19 protein-coding genes are annotated in these 21,931 nt (G+C 71.1%); 8 read left to right on the top strand and 11 right to left on the bottom strand.

Annotation, left to right across the window (positions count from 1 at the left end):
- Positions 1-110: 110 nt before the first annotated feature.
- Positions 111-1,391 carry an MFS transporter gene (locus OG905_RS29140; RefSeq protein ID WP_328678543.1) on the bottom strand — a complete coding sequence of 427 codons (1,281 nt, stop codon included), beginning with the start codon at positions 1,389-1,391 and terminating at the stop codon, positions 111-113.
- Positions 1,392-1,434: 43 nt separating this feature from the next.
- Positions 1,435-2,040 (bottom strand): hypothetical protein, encoded by a 606-nt coding sequence (locus tag OG905_RS29145; RefSeq protein ID WP_328678544.1) that lies wholly within the window; start codon positions 2,038-2,040, stop codon positions 1,435-1,437.
- A gap of 94 nt (positions 2,041-2,134) precedes the next feature.
- On the opposite strand from OG905_RS29145, the gene npdG reads away from it, so the two are divergent.
- Positions 2,135-2,848, top strand: coding sequence for an NADPH-dependent F420 reductase (npdG, locus tag OG905_RS29150; protein ID WP_328678545.1), 714 nt, complete (start codon positions 2,135-2,137; stop codon positions 2,846-2,848).
- Positions 2,849-2,872: 24 nt separating this feature from the next.
- Positions 2,873-3,100, top strand: a complete 228-nt coding sequence (locus OG905_RS29155) for a hypothetical protein (RefSeq protein WP_328678546.1) — start codon at positions 2,873-2,875, stop codon at positions 3,098-3,100.
- Here OG905_RS29155 and OG905_RS29160 read toward each other — a convergent pair.
- Complete coding sequence (locus OG905_RS29160; RefSeq protein WP_328678547.1) at positions 3,084-3,878, bottom strand: site-2 protease family protein; 795 nt, start codon at positions 3,876-3,878, stop codon at positions 3,084-3,086. The genes OG905_RS29155 and OG905_RS29160 overlap by 17 nt on opposite strands.
- 160 nt (positions 3,879-4,038) lie before the next feature.
- Between OG905_RS29160 and OG905_RS29165 the strand changes: the two genes are divergently transcribed.
- Positions 4,039-7,383 (top strand): AfsR/SARP family transcriptional regulator, encoded by a 3,345-nt coding sequence (locus tag OG905_RS29165; protein WP_328678548.1) that lies wholly within the window; start codon positions 4,039-4,041, stop codon positions 7,381-7,383.
- A gap of 13 nt (positions 7,384-7,396) precedes the next feature.
- Here OG905_RS29165 and OG905_RS29170 read toward each other — a convergent pair whose 3' ends face one another.
- The 4 genes from OG905_RS29170 to panB form a co-directional block, all read right to left on the bottom strand.
- The gene (locus OG905_RS29170) at positions 7,397-8,251 is read right to left on the bottom strand and encodes an ABC transporter permease (protein ID WP_328678549.1); all 855 of its coding nucleotides are present in this window, start codon (positions 8,249-8,251) and stop codon (positions 7,397-7,399) included.
- Complete coding sequence (locus OG905_RS29175) at positions 8,248-9,240, bottom strand: ATP-binding cassette domain-containing protein (protein WP_328678550.1); 993 nt, start codon at positions 9,238-9,240, stop codon at positions 8,248-8,250. The genes OG905_RS29170 and OG905_RS29175 overlap by 4 nt, the downstream gene beginning before the upstream one ends.
- A 120-nt stretch (positions 9,241-9,360) precedes the next feature.
- Positions 9,361-9,735 (bottom strand): cupin domain-containing protein, encoded by a 375-nt coding sequence (locus OG905_RS29180; RefSeq protein WP_328678551.1) that lies wholly within the window; start codon positions 9,733-9,735, stop codon positions 9,361-9,363.
- Positions 9,736-9,891: 156 nt separating this feature from the next.
- Positions 9,892-10,752, bottom strand: a complete 861-nt coding sequence (panB, locus tag OG905_RS29185) for a 3-methyl-2-oxobutanoate hydroxymethyltransferase (RefSeq protein ID WP_328678552.1) — start codon at positions 10,750-10,752, stop codon at positions 9,892-9,894.
- A gap of 161 nt (positions 10,753-10,913) precedes the next feature.
- On the opposite strand from panB, the gene OG905_RS29190 reads away from it, so the two are divergent.
- The 4 genes from OG905_RS29190 to OG905_RS29205 all read left to right on the top strand — a co-directional run bounded on the left by OG905_RS29190 (position 10,914) and on the right by OG905_RS29205 (position 16,016).
- Complete coding sequence (locus tag OG905_RS29190) at positions 10,914-12,515, top strand: MFS transporter (protein WP_328678553.1); 1,602 nt, start codon at positions 10,914-10,916, stop codon at positions 12,513-12,515.
- 146 nt (positions 12,516-12,661) lie between these two features.
- Positions 12,662-13,276, top strand: coding sequence for a TetR/AcrR family transcriptional regulator (locus OG905_RS29195; protein WP_328682664.1), 615 nt, complete (start codon positions 12,662-12,664; stop codon positions 13,274-13,276).
- Between the two features lie 205 nt (positions 13,277-13,481).
- Complete coding sequence (locus OG905_RS29200; RefSeq protein ID WP_328678554.1) at positions 13,482-14,504, top strand: endonuclease/exonuclease/phosphatase family protein; 1,023 nt, start codon at positions 13,482-13,484, stop codon at positions 14,502-14,504.
- A 270-nt stretch (positions 14,505-14,774) separates the two neighbouring features.
- A complete protein-coding gene (locus OG905_RS29205) occupies positions 14,775-16,016 on the top strand; it encodes an MFS transporter (protein WP_328678555.1) in 1,242 nt (413 codons plus the stop codon).
- Here the strand turns inward: OG905_RS29205 and OG905_RS29210 are convergent.
- From OG905_RS29210 to OG905_RS29225, 4 genes are all read right to left on the bottom strand, one after another.
- Positions 15,985-17,742: an NAD+ synthase gene (locus tag OG905_RS29210; protein ID WP_328678556.1), complete on the bottom strand. Its 1,758-nt coding sequence runs from the start codon at positions 17,740-17,742 to the stop codon at positions 15,985-15,987. The two genes, OG905_RS29205 and OG905_RS29210, sit on opposite strands and share 32 nt — an antisense overlap.
- Before the next feature lie 140 nt (positions 17,743-17,882).
- Positions 17,883-19,493, bottom strand: coding sequence for a multicopper oxidase family protein (locus tag OG905_RS29215; RefSeq protein WP_328678557.1), 1,611 nt, complete (start codon positions 19,491-19,493; stop codon positions 17,883-17,885).
- Positions 19,494-19,598: 105 nt separating this feature from the next.
- A complete protein-coding gene (locus OG905_RS29220; RefSeq protein WP_328678558.1) occupies positions 19,599-20,054 on the bottom strand; it encodes a hypothetical protein in 456 nt (151 codons plus the stop codon).
- 128 nt (positions 20,055-20,182) lie between these two features.
- The gene (locus tag OG905_RS29225; protein ID WP_328678559.1) at positions 20,183-20,803 is read right to left on the bottom strand and encodes a TetR/AcrR family transcriptional regulator; all 621 of its coding nucleotides are present in this window, start codon (positions 20,801-20,803) and stop codon (positions 20,183-20,185) included.
- A 145-nt stretch (positions 20,804-20,948) separates the two neighbouring features.
- On the opposite strand from OG905_RS29225, the gene OG905_RS29230 reads away from it, so the two are divergent.
- Complete coding sequence (locus OG905_RS29230) at positions 20,949-21,857, top strand: NADP-dependent oxidoreductase (protein ID WP_328678560.1); 909 nt, start codon at positions 20,949-20,951, stop codon at positions 21,855-21,857.
- Positions 21,858-21,931 lie beyond the last annotated feature (74 nt).

A 21,931-nucleotide genomic window follows, 5' to 3' on the forward strand; every position in this document is an offset into this window, starting at 1 on the left:
ACATTCCAGCCCGTCCGGCGATTGAGGACACGCGCGAAGCGCGTACGGGGTCTGGGGCGGAGCCCCAGTTCGGGAAGGGGCGGGGTGGGGAACAGGCCCGCCGCAGGCGGTCAGACCCGCGCCGCCTCCTCCCGCTGCGCACGCCTGCGCGCCGCGTCCTCGTCCGTGTCCGCGTCGTACCTCAGCAGCCCCGGCAGCGCCCCCGCCAGCAGTCCCACCGAGGCCACGCACGCCACGCCCCCGCTCCAGATCGCCGCGCGCGTCCCCGTCCAGCCCGCCATCGCGCCCGCGCGGACCTGGCCCAGTTGGGGGCCGACGCTGTACGAGAGCACCTCTATGCCTGCCAGCCGGCCGCGCAGCTCCTCCGGGATCGTCTGGTTCCAGATCGTCGAGCGGCCCAGGCCGCTCAGCATGTCGCCGGCGCCCGCGAAGGTGAGGCACAGCAGCACGAGCCAGACGTTCGAGAACCAGCCCGCCGCCGCGATCGCCAGGCCCCAGCCCGCCGCGCCGAAGACCACGAGGAGGCCGTGCCGTCGCACCCGGGACGTCCAGCCGCTGGTCAGGCTGAGCACCACCGAGCCGACCGAGCCCGCCGCGTACATCAGGCCGAGCGCCCACTGCGCGTCCAGGTCGTCCGCGAGGAACGGGAAGATCGTGTTGGGGAAGGCGAAGAACATCGCGGCCAGGTCGATCGCGTATGTCCCGAGCAGCACCGGACGCGACCATGCGTAGCGCGCCCCCTCGGCGATCCCCCGCAGCGACGGCTTGTCCGCGCCGTGCGCGGGCGGCGCCGCGGCCAGGCGCAGACAGAGCAGTACGGACGCGACGAAGCCGAGGACCGTGATCGCGTACGCCGGTGCATGACCGGCGTACGCCACGACCAGACCCGCCAGCGCGGGACCCGCGATCGCGCCGAGCTGCCAGCGCAGGGCACTGAGCGCGGCCGCCGCCGTCAGCTGGTCGTGGGGGACGATGCGGGCCATCAGCGAGTCCAGCGCCGGGCGTTGCAGACCGGCGAGCGCGGAGACGCCTGCTGCGACCAGGTACAGCGGCCAGAGCATCGGGTCGGGCAGCAGCGCGTTCACCAGCAGGATCACGGCCAGCAGGCCCAGGCCCGCCTCGGAGCCGAGGATCAGTTTGCGGCGGTCGGCCGCATCCGCCAGCGCCCCTCCGTACAGGCCGAAGACCACCAGCGGGACCAGCTCCACCGCGCCCATCGCACCGACCGCGAGCGGTGAGTCCGTGAGCTCCTTGATCTGGAGGGGCAGGGCGATCATCGCCATGAAGCTGCCGAAGTACGTGACGAGGCCCTGGATCCACAGCAGCCGGAAGTCGCGGGAGGACCGCCACGGCGACAGGTCGGGCAGTACGGAGGAGAGCTTGGAGGTCACGAGGGGTCATCGTCCGCGCCTCTCGTCGCCCCCGGCAACCGAATTACCAGCGCGCGGGCGGCGGCGACGTCAGCTGGTCGGCGAGCCGCGAGAGCCGGTCCCTGAGCCGTCGCCGCCCGCGCGCCGCGGGCACCACGTTCTCGCCCGCCGCCGCGCTGACCAGATGCTGCACCGTGTCGATGTCGACCTCGTCCACCCGGTCGCTCACCGTCAGCGCCTCGTGCGCCAGCCCGTGCACCTCCGCGTCCCCGCCGTCCAGTGCCAGCACCGTCGCCCCGGCCCGCCGTGCGTCGTGCACCCGTTCAAGAAGCCCCGCGTCCGGCCGCGTGGGTGCCACCACCAGCAGGGTCTCGCCGCGTCGCGCGGCCTGCAGCCTGCCGAGCCCGACGGCCAGTTGGGCGGGGTCCCCGGGCCGCACCCGGTGCCGTACGAGCGTCGGCGTCAGCTCCGGCTGTCCCGACCAGGCCGCCTCGTCCACGAGATGCGCGGCCAGATGCCACGGCTCGTACTCCTCGGTCCCGACCAGCAGCAGCCCGCCGCCCTGGGGCACCACCGACGAGCGCAGCGTCCCGGCGAAGCGCCGGGTCGCCGCCGGCCACTCCGTACCGGCCAGGACTTCCCGCAGGAGGGCTACGCGTACAGCATCCATGGCCCCGCATCGTGCACGACGGCCGTACCGGGCGGGCCGGTTTGCCACCGGCTCACCCGATCGGGTGCCGATACCAGGAAGTAAGGTCGGGCGCATGACTTCTCGTGACAGTGCAGGCACCGCGCCGAAGGCCCCGGCCCAGGATCCCTGGGACCTTCCCGACGTATCCGGTCTGATCGTCGGCGTTCTCGGCGGAACCGGCGACCAGGGCCGCGGGCTCGCCTATCGGCTGGCCAGGGCGGGCCAGAAGGTGATCATCGGGTCCCGCGCCGTGGAGCGCGCCGAGACCGCGGCCGCGGAGCTCGGCCTCGGTATCGAGGGCGCCGACAACGCCGAGTGCGCCCGGCGCAGCGATGTGGTGATCGTGGCCGTGCCGTGGGACGGGCACGCCAAGACCCTCGATGCGCTGCAGAAGGAGCTGGTGGGAAAGCTCGTCGTCGACTGCGTCAACCCGCTCGGCTTCGACAAGAAGGGCGCGTACGCACTCAAGCCGGAGGAGGGCAGCGCCGCCGAGCAGGCCGCAGCCCTGCTGCCGGACTCGCGGGTGACGGCCGCCTTCCACCATCTGTCCGCCGTACTGCTGCAGGACGAGTCGATCGAGGAGATCGACACCGATGTGATGGTGCTGGGCGAGGTACGCGCGGACACCGACATCGTGCAGGCGCTGGCGGGCCGCATCCCGGGCATGCGTGGAGTCTTCGCGGGCCGGTTGCGCAATGCCCACCAGGTCGAGTCGCTGGTCGCCAATCTGATCTCGGTGAACCGCCGCTACAAGGCGCACGCGGGGCTGCGCGTCACCGACGTGTAGGCGGTGACAGGGGCGGGCGCGGGCATGGGGGACACTGGACGGCGTATGCCATCAGTACCCGGACAGGAGCCGTACCCCATGCCCCGCCTCGCTCTGTACTCCCTCGCCGTCTGCATCCTCGCCGTCGCCGCAGCGGTGGTGTCCTTCGCGCAGGGCAGCTGGCTCGGGATCGTATGGGTACTGCTGGCCGGGCTCGCGTCGAACATGACCTGGTACTACCTGCGCAAGGGGCGCCTCACCGCTGGAGATTGAGCGAGAGGTCGGGCCAGAACTGGTAGAGGTCCCCTCCTGCCGCCGCCTCGTTCCCGGAGACGTTCAGCCCGTTCAGGATCGCGTCGACCACGTCGAAGAACACATGGTTGATCTCGGGGATCCAGAGCAGTCCGATGATGGCGAGCAGCCCGAACGGTGCGAAGGGCTCGATCTGGCGGCGGACCTTGTACGAGAGCCAGGGCTCGATGACGCCGTAGCCGTCCAGGCCAGGGACCGGCAAGAAGTTCAGGATGGCGGCCGTGACCTGGAGGAATGCCAGGAAGGCGAGCGCGAGGCGGAAGTCCGTAGGCACGCCGTCGAGCGCGTCCAGCCAGAACGGCGCGGTACAGACGACGGCGAACAGCACGTTCGTCAGGGGCCCGGCCGCGGAGATCAGGCTGTGCTTCCAGCGCCCCCTGATGCGGCCGCGCTCGATGAACACCGCGCCGCCGGGCAGGCCGATCCCGCCCAGGATCAGGAAGATGACGGGCAGCACGATCGACAGCACGGCGTGCGTGTACTTGAGCGGGTTGAGGGTGAGGTAGCCCTTCGCGCCGATGGTGATGTCACCGCTGTGCAGCGCCGTGCGGGCGTGCGCGTACTCGTGCAGACACAGCGAGACGATCCATGCCGACGTGACGAACAGGAACACGGCCACGCCGGGGCTCGCCGCGAAGTCCGTCCACACCGCCCACCCGGTGACCGCCATCACGGCGACGATCCCGAGGAACACCGGACTAATGCGCCGGTCGCTGTGGCGAGAGGTGGCGGTGGTCATGGGTGCGGCTCCTGAGGGCTGGGGGTCCCCCCACGCCCGCCAGGGCCTAGGGGGAGGGACGTGCGGATCGACCGTACCGGTGACGTGGGGAGAACGTCCCGGGGGTGCGCGGGGGTTCCTGCTGCGCGGGCCCGGTTCGGCACCGGGTGACAATGGGCGGGTGCACTATCGGGTACTCGGCACCACTCAGGCACTTCACGACGACGGCACCCCCGTCGCGCTCGGCGGTGCGCGGCTGCGCGCGCTGCTGACCGTGCTGGCCCTGCGGGCCGGGCGTACGGTCCCGGTCGGCGTACTCGTCGACGAGGTATGGGACGGCGATCCGCCCGCGGACGCGGTGGGCGCGGTCCAGGCCCTCGTCGGGCGGCTGCGGCGCGCGCTGGGGCACGCGGCGGTCGCCTCCGCGGACAGCGGCGGATACCGGCTGTGCGCAACGGGCGACGACGTGGACCTGCACCGGTTCGACCGGCTCGCGGGGGAGGGGGTGCGGGCGCTGGACGAGGGCGACGCGGTCAAGGCGGCGGCGCTGCTCGACGACGCGCTGGCGCTGTGGCAGGGGCCGGTGCTGGCCGACCTCCCGGACCGCACGTCCGAGACGGCACGCTGGGAGGCCCGCCGCCTGGACGCCCGCCGGGCCCGGCTCGCGGCGGCGCTCGCGCTCGGCCGCGCGCAGGAGGCGCTGCCGGAGCTCGCCGCGCTGTGCCAGGCGCACCCGCTGGACGAACGCCTCCAGGTGCTGCGCCTGCGGGCGCTGCGGGACGCGGGGCGGGCGGCGCAGGCGCTGGCGGCGTACGAGGAGGTACGGCGGCTGCTGGCGGACAGCCTGGGGGCGGACCCGGGTCATGAACTGCGGGCGCTGCACGGGGAGTTGCTGTCCAATTCAGCCCCGCCGGAGTTTGAGGCGCGGGAGGTTGGGGGTCTCCCCGGGCGGAGTCTGGGGGAGGGCGGGGTGAGGAAAGGCTCCGCGCAGGGGCCGTACGCCCCCGGCAACCTGCGCGCCCGCCTCACCTCCTTCGTCGGGCGCAACGCCGACATCGAGGCCATCCACGGCGACCTCGCCGCCGCCCGGCTCGTCACGCTTCTCGGGCCCGGCGGCGCCGGGAAGACCCGGTTGTCGCAGGAGGCCGCCGAGCGGGTCGCCGCGACCGGACAGAGTCCGTGGCCCGACGGGGTCTGGCTCGCCGAACTCGCGCCCGTGGACGACCCGGAGACCGTCCCGGAGGCCGTCCTCAACGCGCTCGGCGCGCGCGAGACCGTGCTGCGCGGCGCCGGTGCCGAGGAGTTGAGGGCCGCGGAGGGGCACAGCGACGACGCGGTGCTGCGGCTGACCGAGCACTGCGCGCGCCGCCGTATGCTCCTGCTCCTCGACAACTGCGAGCATGTCGTCGGCGCCGCCGCCGCCCTCGCCGAGCGGCTGCTCGAAAGCTGCCCGGGCGTCACGGTGCTGGCGACCAGCCGTGAACCGCTGGGTGTGCCGGGGGAGTTGGTGCGCCCGGTGGACCCGCTGCCCGACCCCATGGCGCTGCGCCTGCTCGCCGAGCGCGGCGCCGCGGCCAGGCCCGGCTTCCGTACCGAGGACGACCCGGAGGCCGCCGCCGAGATCTGTCACCGGCTCGACGGGCTGCCGCTCGCCATCGAACTCGCCGCGGCCCGCCTGCGGATGCTCACCCCGCGCCAGATCGCCGACCGGCTGGACGACCGTTTCCGCCTGCTGACCAGCGGCAGCCGCACCGTACTGCCGCGCCAGCAGACCCTGCGGGCCGTCGTTGACTGGTCCTGGGACCTCCTCGACGACTCCGAACGCGCCGTACTGCCGCGGCTGTCGGTCTTCGCGGGCGGCTGCGACCTCGCCGCCGCGGAGGCGGTCTGCGCGGAACCGGACGCGGACCTCGATGTCGCCGACGTCCTTGGATCCCTCATCGACAAGTCGCTCGTCGTCGCCGCACCCACCCCCGACGGCCAGATGCGCTACCGCCTGCTCGAAACCGTCGGAGAGTACGCCGCCGAACGCCTCGACCAGGCCGCCGAACGCACCGCCGTGGAGCGGCGGCACCTGGTCCACTACCGGGAGCTGGTACGCGCCACCGACCCCCTGCTGCGCGGCTCCGGCCAGCGCGCGGCCGTCGGCCTGCTGCAGCTCGAGTACGAGAATCTGCGCACCGCGCTGCGCCGCGCCGTCGCCGCCCGCGACGAGCAGGAGGCGCTCTACCTCGTCGTCTGCCTGTCCTGGTACTGGCAGATGCGGGATCTGCGCACCGAGGCCCGGCACTGGGCCACTGCCGCCGGCGAGCTCGGCCCGGACCCCTTCGCGCCGCCCGTCCAGCCCGCCCCGCCGATCAGCGAACGGTTCACGGACGCCCCGCCGCCCATGTCGCCCGAGTTGCTCCAGGAGGCCCGGCGCGGCGCCGCGCTGATCCGGATGGTCTTCATGGACTACGACGTGGACGATTGGACGTCGCCGGAGAAGACGGAGCGGCTGCGTAGGATCACCCAGGCCTATCGGCCGGGCCTGCCGCAGACCTGCCGCCCCCCGGCTTCGCTCTGGTTCTTCGCCGTCGTGATGACCGGAGAGGCCGAGCAGCTCAGGATCCTGCTCGACAGGACCACCGAGGCCTGCCGCGCGTTCGGATACGAGTGGGAGCTCGCCTCCTCGCTCCAGGCGCGGGCCAATGTGCTCGCCAACCGCGGCGAGTGGGCCGGAGACGCGGCTCGCGACGCGGAGGAGGCCCTGGAGATCTTCACCCGGATCGGCGATGCCTTCGGTGCGGCAGAGGCCCTGTCCGCGCGCGGCGAGGCGCGCGAGAACCGCGGCGAATACCCGCTCGCCGCCGAGGACTTCACGTCCGCCATCGGATACGCAGAGCAGGTCGGTGCCCAGGCCCAGACAGCGGTGCTGCGCTCCCGTCTCGGCGGCGTCCTGCTGGAGATGGGGGAGAGCGAGCGGGGCGAGGCCCTGATCCGTGACGTGCTGGCCGATGGCAGGGGAGCGGGCCGGGACTCGACGGTCTTCGCCCGGCTGTACCTCGCGCTGTGGCTGGGACGCACCGGCCGCGTCCCCGAGGCGCGTGCCGAGGTCGAAGTGCTGCTGACGTCGTTCCAGTCCGCGACCATGGCGATCTTCGAAGGCATGATCACCGGCTTCCTCGCCCGGCTCGACCTCGTCGACGCCGACTACGAGCTGTCCCTGAGCAGGGCACGCCACGCGCTGGAGAAGGCGCGGGACCCGCTCACCCTGATGGTCGCTCCGCAGATGCCCTCGCTGCACCTGGTGACCGCGGCCGGTGCGCTGGCCCTGAGGCACCCGGAACGAGCCGCGGACGCGGCCCGGATACTCGGGGCGTCCGACGCCCTGCTGCCGCCGGGCCACTTCTCGCCCCGCTACGAGCGCGAGGGCCGGGCCGATTCCGAGGCGGCGGTCCGCGCGGAGCTCGGGGACGCGGCGTACGAGAGCGCATACGCCGAAGGCGGCGGCCTCACCCTGGAGGAGGCCGCCGCCCTGGTGTGACTCCACGTCAGGATCAGGTCTTCTTGCGGAACCTGGCGACCGCGAGCGGCGCCGTGACCAGAGTGATCGCTGCCGACCAGCCGAGCGTCATCCACACGGAGTGGGCGACCGGGCCGCCGTTGATCAGGTTCCGGGCCGCGTCCGCCAGATTGGACAGCGGGTTGTAGTCGGTGAAGGTCTGCAGCCAGCCGGGCATCGTGGCCGGCGGGGCGAAGATCGACGAGCCGAACTGCAGAGGCATCAGCACCATCATGGCCACTCCCTGGACGGCCTGGGCCGTCTTCATGGTGAGACCGAGCAGAATGAAGATCCACATCAGCGAGGCGCCGAAGACCATGGAGAGGCTGACCGCGGCGAGGAGTTCGAGCACCGAGGTGTGGATCTGCAGGCCGAGCAGGAAGCCCATGGAGAGCAGGATGGTCGTGGCGATCAGCATCCTGCCGACCTCGACCACGATCTTCGCGATGAGGACCGAGGAGCGGGCGATCGGCATGGACCGGAAGCGGTCCATCACGCCCTTCTTGAAGTCGTCGTTGACGCCGGTTCCGACAGCCATGGCGATGTTCATGCCCATCATCGCCATCATGCCGGGGACCACGTAGTTGACGTACTCCTGCTGGTTGCCCTTGCCGGAGATCGCGCCGCCGAAGACGTACACGAACAGCAGAATGAAGATGACCGGCATCAGCACGGCGTCGAACATCGACTCCGGGTCCTGCTTGATCTGCAGGGCGTTGCGGCGCACCAGCGCGCCGATGTGCCGCAGATTGCCCCGCAGGCCGATCCGGCCCTCGCCGCTCGGCGCTTTCTTGACCGGGGCGGGCGCGGGAGCAGAAGACTGAGCGGTGGTGGCAGTAGCCGTACTCATGCGGCGACCTCCTCGGGAATCGCGTCGGACACGGGCGTCTTCTCGCCCGTGATGGCCAGGAACACCTCGTCCAGGCTGGGCAGATGGGTTCCGATGTGCGCGATGCCGAAACCGTGCGTGCCCAACAGGCCCACGACCGCGGTCAGTTGCGCATCGCTCAGGATCGGTACGTACAGCAGACCCTCGTCGGGGACGACCGTCGCACCGGCGATCCCGTCGAGACCGGACTCGCCGAGCGCACGGGCCATGGCGGACAGCTGCGCCGGATCGCTGGGCCGGATCTGCAGGGTGCGGCCGCCGACCTTCGCCTTGAGCTCGTCGACGCGGCCCTTGGCGATGACCCGCCCGCGGTCGATGACCGTGAGCTCGCTCGCCAACTGCTCGGCCTCTTCCATGTACTGGGTGGTGAGCAGGACGGTCGCCCCCTCCGCGACCATCCGCTGCACCTCGTCCCAGACCTCGTTGCGGGTCCTCGGGTCGAGGCCGGTCGTGGGCTCGTCGAGATAGAGCACGGACGGGCTGCCGATCATCGAGGCGGCCAGGTCGAGCCGCCGCCGCATACCGCCGGAGTACTGCATCGCGGGCCGCTTCGCCGAGTCGGTGAGCGAGAAGCGCTCCAGCATCTCGTCGGCGCGGCGGCGGGCGTCCTTGCGGGGCAGATCGAGCAGCCGCCCGATCATGTAGAGGTTCTCCCAGCCGGACAGCTTCTCGTCGACCGAGGCGTACTGGCCGGTGAGTCCGATGGTGCGGCGCAGCTGCCGCGGCTGCTTCACGACGTCGTAGCCCGCGACGACGGCATGGCCGGCGTCCGGAGTGATGAGGGTGGACAGGCAGCGGACGAGGGTGGTCTTGCCGGCGCCGTTGGGGCCGAGGACACCGAGGACGGTGCCCTCGCGGACATCGAGGTCCACCCCGTCCAGCGCCTTCGTTTCGCCGTAATGCTTGACGAGGCCTCGTACCTCGACGGCGTTCTTGTCGATTCGCGTCATGCCGTCAACGATGACGGGCGCCACCGACAAGCCGCCGACAGGCTGCCGACAGGCGGGCTACAGCCTGCCGACATCCTCGCTGTGCTTTTCCGGGGGCCTCCCCCGGACCCCCGACGCAGGTCAGGAGCTCGCCGGCTTGGCGTAGTCGATGAAACCGGCCCAGTCGAGCACGACGACGCGCTCGTCGCCGACCACCCAGGCGTCATGGCCGGGCTGGATGTCGATGAACTCACCGGGGCGTATCTCGTCGGTCTCGCCGTCGTTCATGACGACCTTCATCCGGCCGCTGAGGACATAGCCCACATGGTGCGACTGGCAGCTGTCGGTGCCGACGATGGGCTTGATGTGCGTGGACCACTTCCAGCCCGGCTCGTACACGGCCCGGCCGACCGGCGGACCGCCTTCAGTGGTGACGAGGTCGAGCCTCCCGGTTCCCTCCGCGAAGGGACGGGTCTCTTCCGGGGAGTCGAAGGTCTTTCGCACGATTCCGGCCATGGCGACCGCCTTCCGGCGGGTGATGGGAAGCCCCGAGTCCACCTTCAAGGCTACGCGCCGGGGCCCCTGGAGGCCTTCCGGGACTTCGGGCCCCACGGCGGACGACAGCCCGCCGATGGGGGATGTCGGCGGGCTGTCGATGGTGCCGGAGGTGGCTCAGTGGAAGGTGTGCTCCTCCTGCGGGAACGCGCCGCCGACCACGTCGTCGGCGAAGGCCTTCGCGGCGTCGCCGAGCGTCTGGCGGAGGTTGGCGTACTGCTTGGTGAAGCGCGGCACCTTGCCGCCCGTCAGGCCCGCCATGTCGGTCCAGACGAGCACCTGGGCGTCCGTGTCGGGGCCCGCGCCGATGCCGATGGTCGGGATGTGCAGGCTGCGGGTGACCTCGGCGGCCAGCTCGGCCGGTACGAGTTCCAGGACGACCGCGAAGGCGCCGGCGTCCTGTGCCGCCTTGGCGTCGCGCAGCAGCCGGTGCGCATCCTCGTTGCCGCGTCCCTGTACCCGGTAGCCCATGGTGTTGACGGACTGCGGGGTCAGGCCCAGATGCGACATGACCGGGATGCCGGCCTGCACCAGCAGCTCGGTCTGGCCCAGCGAGCGCTCGCCGCCCTCCAGCTTGACCGCGCCGACGCCCGCGTCCTTGACCAGCCGGGTGGCGTTGCGCAGCGCCTGGACGGGGCCTTCCTGGTACGAGCCGAAGGGGAGGTCGCCGACGACGAGGGCGCGCCTGGTGCCCCGGACGACCGCGGCGGAGAGCATGGTCATCTCGTCCATCGTGACCGGCACGGTGGTCTCGTAACCGAGGTGACAGTTGCCCATGGAGTCGCCGACGAGAATGACCGGGATGCCGGCCTCGTCGAAGACGGACGCGGTCATCGCGTCGTAAGCGGTGAGCATCGGCCACTTCTCGCCGCGCTCCTTGGCGGTGGCGATGTCGTGGACCGTGATGCGGCGAGTGCCCTTGCCGCCGTACAGCGCCTTGCTGCTGTCGGTGGGCTTCTGGGCAGCCTGAAGCGTCATGGCTAAACGGCTCCTTCTTCATCTCGAGGCGCCCTGACGGCGTCCCCGGATCAGGTCCATGGTGGCACCTCGTGCCGCCCGGGCGGAAGGGGATCCGTCACGTTCCCTCCTAACTTTCGATACGAGACGGTCTCGTATCGAAATTGAGCTACGCTGTCCCCATGACGACCCTGTCCGGCAGACCCGCCCCGCCGCGGATTCCCGAAGCAGTGCACAGTCGCAGGTGGGCGATCCTCACGGTCCTGATGTTCAGCCTGATCATCGTCGTGCTGGACAACTCCATCCTGAATGTGGCGGTCAAAACGATCGCCAGCCCACCGCCGCACGGCCTCGGTGCCACCCAGAGCGAGCTCGAATGGGCGATGAACTCCTACACGCTCGTCCTCGCCGGGATGCTGTTCACCGCCGGCCTGGTGGGCGACCGTGTAGGCCGGAAGAAGGTCCTGCTCTTCGGCACCTTCCTCTTCGGCTTCGGCTCGGGACTCGCCGCGCTGTCCGGCTCACCATCCGAGCTCGTCGCCTACCGGGCGCTGATGGGCTTCGGCGCCGCCTTTGTGATGCCCGCCACGCTCGCCGTGCTCGTGCACGTCTTCGAGCGCGACGAGCAGCCCAAGGCCATGGGGATCTGGGCGGGCAGCGTCGGCGTTGCGATCGCTGTCGGCCCGGTCACCGGCGGACTGCTCCTCGACCACTTCTGGTGGGGCTCGATCTTCCTGATCAACGTGCCCGTCGTCATCATCGCCCTGGTCTGCGTCGCACTTCTGGTGCCGGACTCCAAGGACCCGAACCCCGGCGGGCTCGACCCCCTCGGCGTCGTGCTGTCGATCGTCGGCATGCTGCTGCTGGTGTACGGGATCATCCACGCCGGCGAGCTGGGCGACTTCACGGCCCGGTCCGTGGTGGGCCCTGTGGTCCTGGGGCTCGCCGTGCTCGCCTGCTTCGTCCTCCACGAGAAGCGCAGCAGGCATCCCGCCCTCGACATGGGGTACTTCAAGAAGCCCGCCTTCTCGGCAGCCGTCTCCGCGGTCGCGCTCGTCTTCTTCGCCCTCATGGGTCTGACCTTCTTCTCCGCGTTCTATCTGCAGAGCGTGCGCGGCTACAGCGCACTGCGGGCCGGGCTGCTCATCCTGCCGATGGCCGCGGCGCAGATGGTCTTCGCGCCGCGGGCCCGGCTGGCCGTGGCCCGGTTCGGCACCCGGGTCACCTGCGCGGCGGGCATGCTGCTGATCGCGCTCGGGTTCGGGGCGTTCGCGCTGTTCGGCACCTCGACCCCGGTATGGGCCATCGAGATCGCCTTCCTCGCCCAGGGCGTGGGCATGGCACACGTCTCCACGCCGGTGACCTATCTGGTGGTGCAGCTGCTGCCGCGGGAGAAGGCCGGCTCGGGCAGCGCTGTCAACAACACCTTCCGCCAGATCGGCGGCGCGCTCGGGGTGGCCGTACTCGGCTCGCTGCTGGCCACGCACTACCGCAGCGGGATCGAGGAGCACCTCGGCGCGCTGCCCGCCGGGGCACGGGATGCCGCGGGCGAGTCCATTGAGGCCACCCTCGCCGCGGCGGAGAGGCTCGGCCCGGCGGGCAAGGAACTGATCGGCCCGGCGAACGAGGCCTTCCTCGACGCCATGCATCTGACGTCACTCTGCTCGGCGGCCATCGCCGTCATCGGTGCCGTGGTGGTCGGGGCGTTCCTCCCCGGCCGACCGGGCGCGGGACCGGACCGCCCGGACGCCGAACGCGTCCCGGAGACGGCGGCGCGCGACTGAGCGCCCGGTGTGCGTGAACGCTCCGCCCGGAGCCGACCCGAGCTTCGGGCGGAGGGAGAATCGGAAGGACAGGCGAGGGCGGGACACGGAGGGGGCCGGACAAGGTGGGGGAGGGAGTGAACGTGCCCCTGAGGGAGCAGCAGCAGATGGAGCGGCAGCAGGCGGAGCAGCGAAAGAACCCAAGGCGAGGGCGGCCCCGCAGCGAGGCGGCCGAGCGGTCCATCGTCGAAGCCGTCGTGCGGCTCCTCGAAGAAGGCGTCCCCATATCCGAGCTGTCCATCGAGCGCATCGCCCGCACCGCCGGGGTCGGCAAGGCCACCATCTACCGCCGCTGGGAAGGCAAGGAAGCCCTCCTTCTCGACGTCGTACGGTCCATGGAACCGGTCGCTCCGCCCCTGCCCGGCACCTCCGTGCGGGACGACCTGGTCGCGCTCGTCGAGATGCTGCGCCGGCGCGGTCTCGCCAAGCGGTCCTCCACGCTCCTGCACAACGTCTTCGCGCAGATGCAGAACTATCCCCAATTGTGGGAGCTGTACCACCGCACCGCAGTCGCCCCCCGCCGTGAACTCATGGAAGCCGTCCTGCGCCGCGGCATCGAGAGCGGCGAGATCCGCTCCGACATCGACATCGAACTCCTCGGCGACCTGTTCGTGGGACCGATGCTGGTCCGCACCGTGCTGCGCCCCGAAGGCACACCCGAAGAGGGCGGTGCGGAACGGATCGTGGACGCGGTGCTCCAGGGCGTACGCCCGCCACGCTGAAGCGCCCTGAACCGCCGTTCGGGCCACTGCCCGAAGTGTGCGGGTTCTGTCACAGCGCCCTCACCTGGCCCGATACGAGGAACCCGGTACGCCGTCCTGTCGTCATCGAGGCAGAACGGCCGTCCGGCGACGGCGGCGAAACGCCCGTCATCGCCTAGTGTCGACGGCGAGGTTGGTGTGACGGCAAGGCAGTGAGGAAAGCTCCATGGCGCAGGCGTACAAGACGGAGACCGGTAACGGCAGCCCCCAGAACGGGCGCACCGGAGCCCGGTTCCGGAGCCTGCTCGACGGCTGGCGCGGCGACCCCGGCATCTGGCGGCGCGGCCTCGTGCTCGCCGCACTCGCCGTACTGATCGCCCTGTTGATGATCCTGCATGCGCAAGTCCCCAACCGCATCGGCAACCTGGGCAGCCTGAGCGAGACCTTTCTGCCATGGTTCGCCGTGTTCATCCCGGTGATCCTGGTCGTCGCGGTGGTGCGGCGTTCGGCCACCGCGTTGATCGCCCTGTTGCTGCCGACGATCGTCTGGCTCAATCTCTTCGGCGGCCTGATCGCCGACAAGTCGGGCGGCACCGGCGATCTGACCGTCGCCACGCACAACGTCAACGCGGGCAACCCCGACCCCGAGGGCACGGCCAAGAAGGTCGCCGCCTCGGGCGCGGACCTGCTCGCGCTGCAGGAACTGCCGGTGGGTCAGGTCACCGCGTACGAACAGGCGCTGGCCGGGACGTACAAGTACCACTCCGTGCAGGGCACGGTGGGGTTGTGGAGCAAGTACCCGATGACCGACACGGCGCCCGTGGACATCCGGCTGGGCTGGACGCGCGCGATGCGCTCCACGGTGCGGACGCCCGAGGGCGCGGTCGCGGTGTACGTCGCGCACATGCCGTCGGTACGGGTCAAGCTCAACGCCGGCTTCACCGCGAACCAGCGCGACAACAGCGCGGACGCGCTGGGCGAGGCGATCGCGCACGACCGTACGGGCAAGATCGTGCTGCTCGGTGACCTCAACGGCACCATGAACGACCGCTCGTTGAGGTCCATCACCTCCCAGCTGCGCTCCACGCAGGGGGCGGCGGGCGACGGCTTCGGCTTCAGCTGGCCGGCGTCGTTCCCGATGGCGCGGATCGACCAGATCATGGTGAAGGGCGTGGAGCCGGTGTCCTCCTGGACCCTGCCGCAGACGGACAGCGACCATTTGCCGATCGCGGCGCGCATCAGGCTTTGAGCTTTCCCCCACCCCGCGCGCTTCCGTAACCGGGGGCGCTGCCCCCGGACCCCCGCGCCTCAAACTCCCCCAGACTTCGTCCGGGGGGACCCCCACGGGGCTGAATTCTTCAGCCCGTCCGGCGTTCGAGGACATGCGGCCGAAGGTCGCATACGGGGGTCCAGGGGGCGGAGCCCCCGGTTATGTGACGGCAACCACCTGTTCACCGGGCGGAGCAATCCGCGTGCGAGGATTTGTTTCGAAGGAGAACTAACTTCGGAAAGGCACTCCATGCCGCTCGCGCTCCTCGCGCTCGCCGTCTCCGCCTTCGGTATCGGCACCACCGAGTTCGTGATGATGGGCCTCCTGCCCAATGTCGCAGGCGACCTGCACACCTCCGTCCCCACCGCCGGCCACCTCGTCTCCGCCTACGCGATCGGCGTCGTCATCGGTGCCCCGCTGCTCACCGCCCTCGGCTCCCGCATCCCCCGCAAGCGGATGCTCCTGCTGCTGATGGCGCTGTTCGTCGTCGGCAACCTCGCCTCCGCCCTCGCGCCCGGCTTCGGGTGGCTGGTCGCGGGCCGGGTGCTCGCCGGGCTGCCGCACGGCGCGTTCTTCGGGGTCGGCGCGGTCGTCGCCGCGCGGCTCGTCGCGGACGGGCGGCAGGCGCGCGCCGTGGCCACGATGTTCCTCGGGCTCACCGTCGCCAACATCGTGGGGGTACCGGCCGCGACACTGCTCGGCCAGCATCTCGGCTGGCGGGCCACGTTCCTCGTCGTCACGGTGATCGGCCTGATCGCGATGGCCGCGCTCGCCCGGCTCGTTCCGTACGTGCCTCTCGACGCGCACCAGAGCGTCGGCCGCGAGCTGCGCGCGCTGGGCAGCCGCCAGGTGCTGCTCGGCCTGCTCACCGCGGTCTTCGGCTTCGCGGGCGTCTTCGCCGTCTACTCGTACCTGGCGTCCATGACCACCGAGGTGATGGGCTTCAGCGAATCCTCGGTCACCCTGGTCCTCGCCCTCTTCGGCATCGGGATGACGCTCGGCGCACTCGCCGCGGGCCCGCTGACCGACCGGGCGCTGCGCCCCACGCTGTACGGATCGCTCACCGCCCTCGCGCTGGTGCTGGTGGCCTTCCGCTTCACCGTGCACATCCAGTGGGCGGCACTGGCAACCGTCGTCGTGCTCGGCGCGGTCGGCTTCATGACCACCACACCACTGCAGATGCTGGTCATGCAGAAGGCCAAGGACGCCCCCACCCTGGCCTCCGCCTCCAACCACTCGGCCTTCAACCTCGCCAACGCCGGCGGCGCCTGGCTCGGCGGCGCGGCGATCGCGGCGGGCTGGGGCTGGACCTCCCCGACGCTGGTCGGCGCGGTCCTCACGGTCATCGGCCTGGCGATCGCGGCGGCCGCCGGGCTGATGGACCGTACGACGAAGGAACCGGCGAAGGGGGCCTCCCGCGTCATCGCCGCGGGAAGCCCCCATACCCCGGACCAGCAGGTCAGTGCGTCGTCTCCCGCCAGCGGTTCGTGATCGGCAGCCGCCGGTCCTTGCCGAAGCCCTTCGCCGAGATCTTGGTGCCCGGCGGGTACTGGCGCCGCTTGTACTCCGCCGTGTCCACCATCCGCAGCGTCTTGGCCACCAGCTCCTCATCGAAACCGGCTGCCACGATCGCGTCCTTGCCCTGGTCCCGGTCGACGTACAGCTCCAGGATCCGGTCCAGTACGTCGTAGTCGGGCAGTGAGTCGGTGTCGACCTGTCCCGGGCGCAGCTCCGCGCTCGGCGGCTTGGTGATCGAGGCCTCGGGGATCGGCGGGACCTGCCCGCGCTCCTCGGCGGCGCGGTTGCGCCATTTCGCGAGCCGGAAGATCGAGGTCTTGTAGACGTCCTTGATCGGTCCGTACGCGCCCACCGAGTCGCCGTAGAGCGTCGAATAGCCCACCGCCAGCTCGGACTTGTTGCCCGGCGCGAGCACGATGTGGCCCTCCTGGTTGGAGACCGCCATCAGCATCGTGCCGCGCAGCCGTGACTGGAGGTTCTCCTCGGCCAGACCGGTCAGGGAGAGCGAGCCCATGTACGCGTCGAACATCGGCTCGATCGGCACGGTGCGGAAGTTGAGCCCCGTACGGCGCGCCAGCTCGGCCGCGTCGCCCTTGGAGTGGTCCGAGGAGTACTTCGACGGCATCGAGATGCCGTACACGTTCTGCGCGCCGACTGCGTCGCAGGCGATCGCCGCGACCAGCGCGGAGTCGATGCCGCCGGAGAGCCCGATCAGCACCGAACGGAAGCCGTTCTTGGCGGCGTACGCGCGCAGGCCCACGACCAGCGCGGAGTACACCTCCTCGTCGTCGTCGAGCCGCTCGGCGTAGCCGCCGGTCAGCTCGGCCTCGTACGCATCGAGGGGCTCCTCGGAGAGGACGACGCGCTCGATGCGCAGCCCGTCGTCGACCACGCCCGAGGGCGGTTCGGCGGATGCCGCGGGCAGGTCCAGATCCAGCACGACGCTGCCCTCGGCGAACTGCGGGGCCCGCGCGACGACTTCGCCGGCCGCGTCGACGACGATCGAGTCGCCGTCGAAGACCAGCTCGTCCTGTCCGCCGATCATGGCCAGATAGGCGGTGGTGCAGCCCGCCTCCTGGGCGCGTTTGCGCACCAGCTCCAGGCGGGTGTCGTCCTTGTTCTGCTCGTACGGCGAGGCGTTGATCGAGATCAGCAGCCCCGCCCCGGCGGAACGGGTGGCCGGGACGCGGCCGCCGTCCTGCCAGAGGTCCTCGCAGATCGCGAGCGCCACATCGACCCCGTGCACGCGGATCACCGGCATGGTGTCGCCCGGCACGAAGTAGCGGAACTCGTCGAAGACGCCGTAGTTGGGCAGATGGTGCTTGGCGAAGGTCAGCACCACCTCGCCGCGGTGCAGCACGGCCCCGGCGTTCTGGGGTGCGCCCGCGGGCTGCCCGTAGCGGGGCTGGGCGCGCTCGGAGCGGTCGAGGTAGCCGACGATGACCGGCAGCTCGCCGAAGCCCTCCTCGTCGAGGCGCACGGCGAGCGCGCGCAGGGCGGCCCGGGACGCTTCCACGAAGGACGACCGCAGGGCCAGATCCTCGACGGGATAGCCGGTCAGCACCATCTCGGGGAAGGCGACGAGATGCGCCCCCTGCTCGGCGGAGTGCCGGGTCCAGTGCACGATCGCCTCGGCGTTGCCGGCGAGATCGCCGACGGTCGAGTCGATCTGATTCAGAGCGAGGCGTAGTTGAGGCACGCGGCTCAGTGTAATCGTCTTTCTGACGCGATGTCCCGGCGGGGAGATGTGGGACGCCCCACGTACCGACCCGAGCCGCGCGCCCCTACGTTCCGACCCGAGCGGCGCCCCACGTACCGCTGCGCGGGGCGCCCCGGGTGCTACTTCCGGTAACCGAGCACCGTCATCATCCCCGACTCCGAGTGGTAGACGTTGTGGCAGTGGGTCATCCACAGGCCCGGGTTGTCGGCGTCGAAGTCCACCACCACCGTTCTGTTCGGCAGGAGGCCCGCGGTGTCCTTGCGGGGGCCGCCCGGGACCCTCGCCAGGGCGAAGGTGTGGCCGTGGAGGTGGATCGGGTGCCACATCCTCGTGCTGTTGGTGAAGACCAGCCGGACCCGCTCGCCCGCCCGGACCGGATGGCGCCGGCCCGAGGTGTACGGCTTGCCGTTGAAGGCCCAGTTGTACCTCGTCATGTCGCCCGTCAGGCGCAGCCGGATCGTGCGGTCCGGCTCCTGCGCGGAAAGGGCGACGGACTCGGCCGCCCTGAGCCGGTTGGGGGTCAGCAGCCTGCCGGCCAGCTCCTCGGGGCGTACGGAGGCGGTGGGTGCGCTGCCGCTGCCGGTGCGGAGCAGCGCCATCGCGGCCGCCTCCCTGCCCGGTGCGTCCTTGCCCTCCGCGACCGCCGTGAGCGGGAAGACGCCGTCGCCCGCGGTCACCAGCACGTCGTACCGCTCGCCCATGCCCAGGATCAGGGCGTCGGCCTTGGCGTGCTGGACGGGGAAGCCGTCGGTGTGCGTGATCGTGAGCTCATGGCCGCCGAGCGCCACCCGGAACGGGGTGTCCCCGCCGGCGTTGATGATGCGCAGCCGGATCCGGTCGCCCGGCTTGGCGCTGAAGACCGAGGGAGCCTCGGCCGTGCGCCCGTTGACCAGGTAGTACGGATACGCGACATCGCCCGCGTCGCCGCCGAGCAGTCTGCTGGTCGCGCCCATCATCATCCGGGACGGGCTCTTTGCCCTCGCGGTCGGGGACGGCGTGTCCATCGGCGTGTCCATCGGCATGTCCGCGCCGGAGTGTCCGGCCATCCCGTGCCTCAGTTCGGCCAGCACCGCCTCGGGCGTGGAGCCGTCGACGCCGTCGACCCAGTCGTCCAGGACGACGACCCACTCCTTGTCGTACGCCAGGGGTTCCCTCGGATCCTCCACGATCAGCGGGGCGTACAGCCCGCGGTCCTGCTGGAGGCCCGAGTGCGGATGGATCCAGTACGTCCCCGGGTCCGGGACCGTGAAGCGGTAGGCGAAGGTGCCGCCCGGCCTGACGGCGCCCTGGGTGAGGCCGGGGACGCCGTCCATGTCATTGCGCAGGGCGATGCCGTGCCAGTGCAGTGAGGTGGGCTGCGGCAGATGGTTGGCGAGGGTGAGCGCGAGGGTGTCGCCCGCCGTGACGCGGACCTCCTGGCCGGGCAGCCGGTCGCCGTACGCCCAGGACTTGACCGTGAGCCCGCCCCCGAGGTCCAGCGGGGTGGGCGTGGCCGTCAGCTTCACGGCGCGTACGGGGCCGGAGCCCCGCTTCGCCTCGGCGGCTGCGACCTCGGGGCCGTTGGGGCTGACATAGCCCCTCGGGCTCTCCTCCCCGGCGGCGCCGTGGTTCATCGATCCATGGTCCGTGCCCGGCGATCCGGAACAGGCGGCCAGAACTCCCGTGCCGGCGGCGGCGATTGCCGCTCCCAGGACGCTGCGGCGGGTGAGGTCGGTGGGGTGAGTGCGCATGACTTTGAGCACCTCGTGGTGTGTGGTGATGCGTGCGGATGGGCGCGTCTGCTGCTTCTGGTACACCGCTCGCGGCGCGGCGGTTTCCAGGCAGCGGGCCCACCTCTAGATCCGCAGCACGGACAGCCTGGCGAGGAGCGTCTTACGGGGAGGCGGGTTGGGCCGCAGGGCGCGGAGTATCCGGGCGTGACAGCCCGCGAGCAGGGCGCGGATGTCGGTGCGCAGCAGTCCGGCGACGAGCAGGACGAACGTGAAGGTGTCCAGCAGCACGGCGAGGCAGACGCTCATCGGATCCATGCCCATGCCGGGCACCTTCGGCCCGGCGTACGGCGGTTGGGCCTCGGCCGGGTCGGCGGCGTGGTGGAGTCCGGGATTCGCCATGGCGACGGGGTTCACGGCGCCCGTCATGTCGACCTCGTGCGAGGGTGCGGCCACGTGCCTCGCCGTGTCCCCGCCGTGATCCGCGACCGGGTGGCCGAGCGTGTGCATCGTGGCGATGCCGAGCAGCAGCGCCATGAACAGCAGCAGCTGTCCGAACCGCGCGGGCCGACCGATCATCATGGTCCGCAGCTTACCCCCACCCGGTATGCGTCGGCGCGGGGCCACACACGCCCGATGAGCCGCATTCGGCGCAGGCTTGAAACGGCGTCCGTAGCCGCCGAAGTCGGGTCGCGGTCAGCCCATGGTGGTCACGACGGAGTCTTCTCCGTGTCATGGCCGGGCGGGGGTGTGCGGTCGATGGTGGTGAGCCATTGGGTGACGACGGCGTCGATGAACTCGTCGGTGACGTCCCGTCGGTCGAAGAAGAGGCGGGACATGACCGGTCCGAAGAGCAAGGTGTATTCGTCGGCGGTGATCTGGCGGCCTGACGGTTCCAGGAGCTTGTTGAGGGCCCCGAGTCGATCGGTCCCGATGCGTGCGAGGGCTTGGGCACTGTCGGCGTCGTAGTCGGCCTGGGCGGTGACGGCCAGCACCGCGGGGCGGGTGGCCGGGTCGGTCAAGCCCGCCCGAAGGCTGGTCAGCCACGCGGTGGCGACCGTGCGCAGGTCGTCGCCGGGCTCGGGGTAGCCCACGTCGGGGCCTTCCAGGATCAGGTCGAAGAGCAGGGCGGCGCGGGTGGGCCAGTGGCGGTAGAGGGTCTGCCGGGTTACGGAGGCCCGTTCGGCCAGCAGCGCATACGTCAGCCCGGTGGGCCCGACCTCCGGCAGCAGCTCACGGGCCACGGTCAGGATGCGGGCGCGGGTGCGCTGGACCCGGGGGTTGCTGATCGACGGGCGGCGCGCCCAGGCAGGCGTCGTTTCTTCGGGCATGTGCTCATCATTCCACGTAAATCATACGCGACGTGTGATGCGCCACACTCTCGTAATCATACGCCATGTGTGATACACAGGAATGGCAATCATACGGACTGGATGAATCAGGTCGTGTGCTGTCTCTATCGTCAGGGAGTTCCCGATGTCTACAGCGATCACCTTCTCGGCCTACGGCGCCCCGGACGTGCTCACCGTCTCGCAGGTCGAGACCCCCCAGCCGGGGCCGGGGCAGGTCCGGATCCGGGTGCGGGCCGCAGGCGTCAACCCGATCGACGTGCGGATCCGTGCCGGTGCGATGGACGGCGTCTTTCCCGTCCGGTTCCCGATGCTCCCGGGCTGGGACGTGGCCGGCGTCGTCGACTCCGTCGGCGACGGAGCGAGCGTGGCCGTGGGGGACGAGGTCTTCGGGGTCGCCTCCGTCGGCGGCTACAGCGAGTACGCGCTGCTGGACCGGCCGGTGGCCAAGCCCGAGGCACTGTCGTGGGAAACCACAGCCGCACTGGTCACCGTCGGCGAGGCCGCGTTCCGCGCGCTGAAGCACCTCGGTGTCCAGGCGGGCCGGACGCTGCTCGTCCACGGTGCCGGCGGCAGCGTCGGCACGATCGCCGTACAGCTGGCCTCCGCCCAGGGAGTCACTGTCGTCGGCACAGTCACCGAGGACGACTTGGAGCGCGTCACCGCGCTCGGTGCCACGGCCGTCCGCTACGGCGACGGCTGGGTCGAGCGGGTCAAGGCCGCCGCCCCGGGCGGGGTGGACTTCGTCTTCGACGCTTCCGGTGCCGGGGTGCTCGCCGACTCCGTCACCCTGGTCGGAGACGCGGCCCGTGTCATCACTATCGCCGACCCGTCGTTCGCGCAGCACGGGGTGCGCTTCACCGGCATGGACCCGGCCGACCGCTTCCCGGAGTCCCTGCCCGAGCTGGCCGAGCTGGCCGCCTCCGGCAAGCTCACCGTGCCGATCTGGCGGACCTACCCGCTGTCGGAGGCGGTCCAGGCCCACGCCGACATCGAAGCCCGCCGCAATGACGGAAAGATCATCCTGCTGCCGTGACCCGGCCGGGCGGCGCACCCCGGGGCCCGGCACAGCTGCCCGGCCGCGGCCCACCCGGAGGGGCAGGGCCCAAC

It is taken from the genome of Streptomyces sp. NBC_00322, assembly GCF_036147535.1.
Lineage (GTDB): Bacteria > Actinomycetota > Actinomycetes > Streptomycetales > Streptomycetaceae > Streptomyces.